This window comes from Marinobacter segnicrescens (genome assembly GCF_900111555.1).
Classification (GTDB): Bacteria; Pseudomonadota; Gammaproteobacteria; order Pseudomonadales; family Oleiphilaceae; genus Marinobacter; species Marinobacter segnicrescens.
Genome location: NZ_FOHZ01000024.1, coordinates 34,560 through 42,303 on the forward strand (window position 1 = coordinate 34,560; position 7,744 = coordinate 42,303).

7 protein-coding genes, 1 tRNA gene and 1 pseudogene are annotated in these 7,744 nt (G+C 59.6%); 5 read left to right on the forward strand and 4 right to left on the reverse strand.

Going from position 1 to position 7,744, the window contains the following annotated elements; all coding sequences use genetic code 11:
* Window positions 1-6: 6 nt before the first annotated feature.
* Window positions 7-507 (reverse strand): 2-amino-4-hydroxy-6-hydroxymethyldihydropteridine diphosphokinase, encoded by a 501-nt coding sequence (gene folK / locus BM036_RS16390; protein WP_091854347.1) that lies wholly within the window; start codon window positions 505-507, stop codon window positions 7-9.
* Complete coding sequence (gene folB, locus BM036_RS16395) at window positions 507-863, reverse strand: dihydroneopterin aldolase (protein WP_091854349.1); 357 nt, start codon at window positions 861-863, stop codon at window positions 507-509. The genes folK and folB overlap by 1 nt, the downstream gene beginning before the upstream one ends.
* Before the next feature lie 104 nt (window positions 864-967).
* Here folB and plsY point away from each other — a divergent pair, with 104 nt between their 5' ends.
* Entirely contained in the window at window positions 968-1,561 is a 594-nt protein-coding gene (plsY, locus tag BM036_RS16400; RefSeq protein ID WP_091854351.1) for a glycerol-3-phosphate 1-O-acyltransferase PlsY, read from the forward strand.
* Between the two features lie 8 nt (window positions 1,562-1,569).
* Here plsY and tsaD read toward each other — a convergent pair whose 3' ends face one another.
* On the reverse strand, window positions 1,570-2,625 hold the full coding sequence (tsaD, locus tag BM036_RS16405) for a tRNA (adenosine(37)-N6)-threonylcarbamoyltransferase complex transferase subunit TsaD (RefSeq protein ID WP_091854353.1): 1,056 nt from the start codon (window positions 2,623-2,625) through the stop codon (window positions 1,570-1,572).
* Between the two features lie 181 nt (window positions 2,626-2,806).
* Here tsaD and rpsU point away from each other — a divergent pair, with 181 nt between their 5' ends.
* From rpsU to BM036_RS16425, 4 genes are all read left to right on the forward strand, one after another.
* Window positions 2,807-3,022 carry a 30S ribosomal protein S21 gene (gene rpsU, locus BM036_RS16410; RefSeq protein WP_007153483.1) on the forward strand — a complete coding sequence of 72 codons (216 nt, stop codon included), beginning with the start codon at window positions 2,807-2,809 and terminating at the stop codon, window positions 3,020-3,022.
* Window positions 3,023-3,199: 177 nt separating this feature from the next.
* Window positions 3,200-4,954 carry a DNA primase gene (dnaG, locus tag BM036_RS16415; RefSeq protein WP_091854354.1) on the forward strand — a complete coding sequence of 585 codons (1,755 nt, stop codon included), beginning with the start codon at window positions 3,200-3,202 and terminating at the stop codon, window positions 4,952-4,954.
* A 190-nt stretch (window positions 4,955-5,144) separates the two neighbouring features.
* The gene (gene rpoD / locus BM036_RS16420; RefSeq protein WP_091854356.1) at window positions 5,145-6,989 is read left to right on the forward strand and encodes an RNA polymerase sigma factor RpoD; all 1,845 of its coding nucleotides are present in this window, start codon (window positions 5,145-5,147) and stop codon (window positions 6,987-6,989) included.
* 123 nt (window positions 6,990-7,112) lie between these two features.
* Window positions 7,113-7,189: transfer RNA gene (locus BM036_RS16425), tRNA-Ile, on the forward strand.
* A gap of 262 nt (window positions 7,190-7,451) precedes the next feature.
* Here BM036_RS16425 and BM036_RS16430 read toward each other — a convergent pair.
* Window positions 7,452-7,744, reverse strand: a pseudogene (locus BM036_RS16430) (mercury(II) reductase); the annotation flags it as partial.

A 7,744-nucleotide genomic window follows, 5' to 3' on the forward strand; every position in this document is an offset into this window, starting at 1 on the left:
CATCGATTACCCTGGCCAGCGGAAGTCCGCTGGCCAGAGCTTCTGTTCACGGTCATAGGCCTGCCACAGCTCGCGGTAGGTGCGACCGTTGACCGGGTGGCGTTGATCACCAGCCAGTTCCGCCAGCGGGCGCAACACGAACGCGTTGTAAAGAATTTCCGGACGCGGAATCTCCACCCCATCGGTGGCCTGGTCAAGGTCACCGTAGGTCAGTACGTCCAGGTCCAGGGTCCGCGGACTGAACCGGGGTGCTCCAGGCTTGCGGCCGTTGGCCAGCTCGATGGCTTTCAGGCACCGGCTCAGTTCCCCTACCGACTTCGCGGTACGAACGCCCACTACCAGGTTGAAGAAAGGAGAGCCGTCAAAGCCCACTGCCTCGCTTTCGTAGATCGGTGACACGGCCAACTCACCAAACGCCTGCGCCAGCGCCTCCAGCCCGGCCCGAATATGGTGGTGGCGATCCACATTACTGCCGACACCGATAAAAACCTGAACCGGGCCAGCCATTACCAGACGCCCCGCTGGATCTTTACCCCCACCTGGCGGGCGGCAGGGACTGCACCGGGCTTCCACAGCGTGAGCCTCAGCCCTGGCACCGCAAACGTTGACATAAGCGAGGCAGCCAGTTTTTCAGCGGCGGTTTCCAGTAACGCAGGCTGACATCCCCTGAAGAAATCCTGCACATGTTCACTCACTGCCGCATAATCCAGGGCCTTGTGAACATCATCGGACGCTGCCGCAAGACGATTATCCCAGGCCATTTCCAGGTCAACGCGCAGCTCCTGGTGGATCTCCCGTTCCCATTCATAGACCCCGATCACCGTTTCTACGACCAGGCCCTCGATCAATACGCTGTCACTCACGGCGTTACTCCACCATTGCCTATTTGCTGATTGAACCACCGACAACAACGGGCTAAGGTCGGAAGTCCCGACTCAACAGGCCGCAAACAGGAAGCGCCCCGACCATGGATTCCATCAGCCAGCCGATACTGCTTATTGCCCTGTGTGGATTCGCCTATGCGGTCGGCTCGATCCTCTTCGCCATCCCGGTCTGTCGCCTGGGCGGCCTGACCGATCCCCGGGCACTTGGCTCCCGGAACCCCGGCGCTACCAATGTGTATCGCAGCGGCGGGCCGCTCCCTGCTGGCCTTACCCTGCTGCTGGACGCCCTGAAGGGCGCTGTCCCGGTCTGGCTCGCCGGCCATTACGGCTTTTCCGTCTTTGCCCAGGCCATGGTGGCCCTTTGTGCCGTCACCGGCCACATGGTGCCTGTATGGTACCGGTTCCAGGGCGGCAAGGGCGTTGCTACCGCCCTGGGCAGTGGACTTGTGCTGGCACCTCTGACCACTACCCTGTTGGCACTGATCTGGCTGGTCATCATTTGGCGCTGGCGCATCTCGGCCCTCGCCTCGGTGATCGCCATTGGCTCAGGGCCGGTAATCAGCGCCCTGTTCGAGCCGGAAACCCTGCCCCTGTTTGGCCTGCTGGCCATTGTTATCGTCATCCGTCACCGCAACAACCTGATCCGGCTTGCCCAGGGGCGGGAAAGCCGGTTCTAGCGTCCCGTTTACGGCGCCAGTCCGTCGAGACACTCGTCGGCAAGTCCCGGCAAGGTGTCCATAGGCCAGCGCGGCTTTGCCACGATCCGGTCGCCATCCCTCTGCCCCGCCAGCAACCGCTGACAGCCCGCATAGGCGATCATGGCCCCGTTATCGGTGCAGAACTCCGGCCGGGCGTAGAACACCGATGCGCCCTGCTTGCCGGCCATGGTTTCCAGGGCCGCCCGCAGGCGCCGGTTGGCGCTGACGCCCCCTGCCATGACCAGGCGGTCGCAATCCGCCGCTTCCAGCGCCCGCCGGCACTTGATCACCAGGGTATCCACTACCGCGCTTTCAAAGGCCAGGGCGATATCGGCGCGGGTCTGCTCTGTCCAGTTATCGGCTGCCTGCTCCGCGGTCACGGTATTGAGGGTATAGGTCTTCAGGCCACTGAAACTGAACTCCAGGCCCGGCCGATCAGTCATCGGGCGCGGGAAACGATAGACGCCCTCACGCCCCTGCTCTGCCAGTGCAGCCACCCTGGGCCCTCCCGGATAGTCCAGCCCCAACATCTTGGCGGCCTTATCGAACGCCTCACCGGCGGCATCGTCCACCGACTCACCAAGCAACTCATACTCACCGATGCCGGACACCTTCACCAACTGGGTATGCCCGCCGGACACCAGCAGCGCCACGAACGGAAATCCGGGCGGGTTGTCCTCAAGCATGGGCGCCAGCAGGTGCCCCTCCATGTGATGGACACCCAGCACCGGAATATCCAGCGCCAGGCCCAGGGCATGGGCAACCGAGCCGCCTACCATCAGCGCGCCGACCAGGCCGGGGCCTGCCGTGTAGGCAATTCCCGTGATATCACTACGCGTACAAACAGCCCGGTCCAGAACCTCGTCGCAGAGGGGCAGCAGCTTTTGGACATGGTCACGGGAGGCCAACTCTGGCACCACGCCACCGTAATCGGCGTGCATGTCCGTCTGGCTGAACAGCGCGTCCGCCAGTAGCCCCCTTTCACTGTCGTACAGGGCTACGCCGGTTTCGTCGCAGGAGGTTTCAATACCCAGAATCAGCATGGGGCGGGTACCTCGGGTCAGGTGTCTGTTAAATTTGGCGGCATTCTATCAGAAACACTGTCGATAGTTTCACCAGACAATTGACGATCAAGGTCCACTGGCGCTATCATTGCCGGCCTTAAATAGGACTGGCCGAAATTTGTCCAATATTTCAAACCGAATTCAAGGTAGGTGATTTTTAATGCCAGCTGTTAAAGTGAAAGAGAATGAACCGTTTGATGTAGCGCTGCGTCGTTTCAAGCGCTCCTGCGAGAAAGCAGGCGTACTGTCTGAAGTACGTCGTCGTGAGCACTATGAGAAGCCCACGGCTGTTCGCAAGCGTAAGGCTGCCGCTGCTGTCAAGCGTCATCTCAAGAAGCTTCAGCGGGAACAACGCAAGTTCGAGCGCCTGTACTAAGAAGAACGGTCCGGAACCCTGTACGGCAGGGTTTTGAACCTGTTCATGGCGCGAGAAGCCTGTCAGATTCATACTGGCAGGAGAGCGTGATACCAATGCCGTCGGGGCATAGTTCCGACGGCATTTTTCGCTGTGGCGTCGGGCAGTGTTGCCCCAAGCACAGGATAGGGAGTAGGCATGAGCGGACTGATCCCCCAGCAATTCATCGAGAACCTGCTGGACAGGACAGACCTTGCTGAGCTCATTGGCTCCCGCATTACCCTCAAGAAAGCCGGCGCCAACTATAAGGCCCGCTGCCCTTTCCATGACGAGAAGACCCCGTCGTTCAATGTCCGACCTGACAAGGGGTTCTATCACTGTTTCGGCTGTGGCGCCCATGGCGATGCTATCAGCTTTGTAAGGGAATTCGAGGGGCTCGACTTTACCGCCGCAGTCGAGGAACTGGCCCGGCGAGCCGGCCTGGAAGTACCCTACGACAAGGTTGCCAGCCAGCAGATCCGGCAAAGTCGCACGCTGACAGATGCCCTGGACTATGCCCGCGAGTTCTATCGCAACCGGCTGGCGAGCACCGAGGGTCAGCTGGCCAGGGAGTACCTGGCCGCAAGGGGTCTGGATGACGCTATTATCGAGCTTTACCAGCTCGGCTTTGCCCCGGGTGCCGGCACCGCCCTTTACAACGCGGCCAGCGAGGAACTACGCAAGCCGCTGATTGAAACGGGCACAGTTTCTGACCGCTACGGCAGGCCCAGGGACCTGTTCCGTAACCGGGTCATGTTTCCCATCCGCAACACCCGCGGCCGTACCGTGGCGTTCGGTGGACGCACCCTGGGAGATGACAAGGCCAAGTACATCAACTCGCCGGAATCCGATGCCTTCCACAAGAGCCGGGAAATCTACGGCCTGTTCGAGGCCCGGCAAGCGTTGCGGCACATCGACAAGCTGCTGGTAGTAGAAGGCTACATGGATGTCATAGCCCTGGCCCAGTTCGGCATTCACTATGCCGTTGCCGCCATGGGCACCGCCACCAACCAGGACAGCCTGGCAGCCCTGCTCAAGCAGACCCGGCACCTGGTGTTCTGTTTTGACGGCGATACCGCCGGCCATCGGGCTGCAGACCGGGCCATGGAAAATGCCCTGGAACTGCTGGAAGACGGCATTCACCTGCAGTTCCTGATGCTGCCGGAGGGCGAGGACCCGGACACGCTCATCCGCAAGGAAGGCGCCGAGGCATTCGAGAAACGCATACAACAGGCCCGCCCGCTGTCCCGCTACCTGTTTGACCGGATGCAGGAAGGCCTGGACCTGAGCCTGCCGGAGAACCAGGGGGAGCTGCGCTCGCGGGTCGAACCGCTGCTCAGCCGTATGCCCCGAGGCAGCCTGCGGGATGCCATGTGGCACGAAATGCTGCGACTTTGTCGGCCACCACGGACCTGGCAGCCCGGTAGCGCGGGACGAAACGGCGGCAACCGAAACCCGGGGCCTGCGCCATCGACACCACAGGAGCGGGTGCCGGTCCGCCTCAGCAAGAACCATATGGTCTGCCTTGCCATGCTGGAGGCACCGGAAATGGCCGTTGAACTCAAGGACCTGTGTCGCCAGGACCGGCAACTGGACAAGGCCGCCGGCTTCGCCGAATGGCTGGACCAGCAAGGCCTTCGCACCCGCAGACAGGTTTACCAGACCCTGGCACGCTCACCGGCGGACCAGGCAAGGTTCCGCTCGTTGTTTGACGGCATTGAACACCTGCCCGGACGAGAGGAAGCCCTCGACAGCGCCCGGGCACTGCTGGCCCCCAACGATGAGGCACGGCAGAAACAACGACTGAAGGCCCTGGCAGAGAAAGCCCGGGACCTAAACTTTGCCGACCTGGGCCCGGAAGAGCGGCAACAGCTCAAGGCTTCGCTATCAGCCCATCAGGGAAAACACGGATGAAACAAACAGGAAGGATCGAAGAATCAGGAGGTTTGGTGAGAAAAGATTGGAAGCAAAGGATTTTTTCAGTGCCCACTTGAAACCACGACCACTGATCACCATCTAACCATTCGGTGGCAGTCGTCTGGTGCGGCCGCTATAATGGTTGTTTAACTTTTTTCCTTTTTACCATCAAGTTCACAGGGTGTCTATGTCAGGCAATTCTCAGAAATCCCGTTTGAAAGACCTCATTGCCCGAGGAAAAGAGCAAGGTTACCTGACTTACGCCGAGGTCAACGACCACCTGCCTGAGGATATCGCGGATCCGGATCAGGTAGAAGACATAATCCGCATGATTAATGACATGGGCATCCAGGTCAGCGAGGAAACACCCGACGCTGATACGCTGCTCATGACTGAAGGCGACTCCACGGCCGACGAGGCCGCCGCTGCCGAAGCCGCGGCTGCACTGGCCGCCGTCGAATCTGACGCCGGCCGCACAACTGACCCGGTACGCATGTACATGCGTGAAATGGGCACCGTTGAGCTGTTGACCCGTGAAGGGGAAATCGTTATTGCCAAGCGCATCGAGGAAGGTATCCGCGATGTGATGGCTGCTATTGCCCATTTTCCCGGCACAGCCGGCACCGTTATCCAGGCCTACGACCGCATCATCGAGAACGAAGGCCGTATCAGCGATATCGTATCCGGCTTCCTGGATCCGGATGACGCCGAGCCGTTTATGGGCGAAGAAACCACGGATACATCTTCAAACGACGACACCGCTTCCGGCGACGACGACGATGACGACTCCGAAGAAGAAAAGGAGAGCGGCCCGGATCCCGAGGAAACCCGGCTGCGTTTCGAACTGCTTCGTGAAAAGCTCGCCGTGGCCGAAGAAAACCTGGAAAAACACGGTCGCGCCCACAAGAAGACCCAGGAGGCCCTTAACGAACTGGGGCAGGTGTTCGCCCCGTTCAAGCTGGCTAACAAGGCCTTTGATGAGCTGGTCAACGTGGTACGTTCCACCAATGAGGTGGTCCGCGAGAACGAGCGCGCCGTGATGCGAATCTGCGTGCGGGAATGCCGCATGGACCGGAAAGAGTTCATCAAGTCGTTCCCCGGTAACGAAACCAACCTGGACTGGGCGCCCAAGATTGCCCGCTCCAAGAAGCCCTACGCTTCGGCGATTAACGAACGCCTGGACGAAATCGTGCGCCTGCAGAAGCGCATCGCCAACGTACAGAGCGAAGTGGACCTGGCAATCCCTGACATCAAGGAAATCAACCGCCGGGTGTCCATTGGTGAAGCCAAGGCCCGTCGCGCCAAGAAAGAAATGGTCGAGGCTAACCTGCGACTGGTTATCTCCATCGCCAAGAAGTACACCAACCGCGGCCTGCAGTTCCTGGACCTGATCCAGGAAGGCAACATCGGCCTGATGAAGGCGGTGGACAAATTTGAGTACCGTCGCGGCTACAAGTTCTCCACCTACGCCACCTGGTGGATCCGTCAGGCCATCACCCGCTCTATCGCGGACCAGGCCCGCACCATCCGGATTCCGGTGCACATGATCGAGACGATCAACAAGCTCAACCGTATCTCCCGCCAGATGCTGCAGGAGATGGGCCGCGAGCCGACGCCGGAAGAGCTGGGCGAACGCATGGAAATGCCGGAAGACAAGATCCGCAAGGTGCTGAAGATTGCCAAGGAGCCGATCTCCATGGAGACCCCCATCGGCGATGATGAAGACAGCCATCTGGGGGATTTCATCGAGGACATCCAGGCCCTTTCACCGGTGGATTCCGCCACCGCCGAAGGCCTGCGGGAAGCCACCCGCTCCGTCCTCGCCGGTCTCACAGCCCGGGAGTCCAAGGTACTGCGCATGCGTTTCGGCATCGAGATGAACACGGACCACACCCTGGAAGAAGTCGGCAAGCAGTTCGACGTCACCCGGGAGCGGATCCGCCAGATCGAAGCCAAGGCCCTGCGCAAACTGCGTCACCCGTCACGGTCTGACCACCTGCGCGGCTTTATCGACGACCAGGGCAACGGATAAATCCAACCCCACAGTAGCGGGCGCCATTCCTCAACGGTATAATGGCGCCCGCTTCGTTTCTGGCAGGCAACTTTCCAAAAAGAGCTTTGTGCTCAGTTGGTTAAACTGCCATGCAGTAAATTTGGGCCTATAGCTCAGTTGGTTAGAGCAGGGGACTCATAATCCCTTGGTCGCTGGTTCGAGTCCAGCTGGGCCCACCACTCCCCCTTTCTACCGATTTCCTCCTGTTCATGGGACTATAGTTTGTCCGGTTTGGCCAAACTATAGTAGAAGTTATGACCTACCTTGTCCGCGGCGAAAACAGCCTTAGAGCAGTGGACTTCCCCCAATAGATCCGCATGTTATCCCTTCGGTTACGCCATCATATTGCGACCGAAGAGTGCCACCACAAATCGACCGCTTCGGTCGCAAAGCGAACGTTCAAATTTTGGACAGTGCTAGCATTGACCAGAGCCGGAGCGATTAACCGGCACAGCAGGACAACTGCTTTACATCCTTGGTGAACGTTTGCGCACAGAGCTTGAGTCCTTCAACCATGGTCAGATAAGGGAACAAGTCATCGCCGATTTCCTGAACAGTTAAACCTGCTCGTAACGCCATCACTGCCGTTTGGATAATTTCACCACCTTCCGCTGCGACAACCTGCACCCCGAGCAAACGACCTGACGTGCGCTCTGCCACCATTTTAATAAAGCCTTGGGTGTCAAAATTGACTAGCGCACGCGGCACGTTTGCCAAGTCGAGCAGTCGGGTGT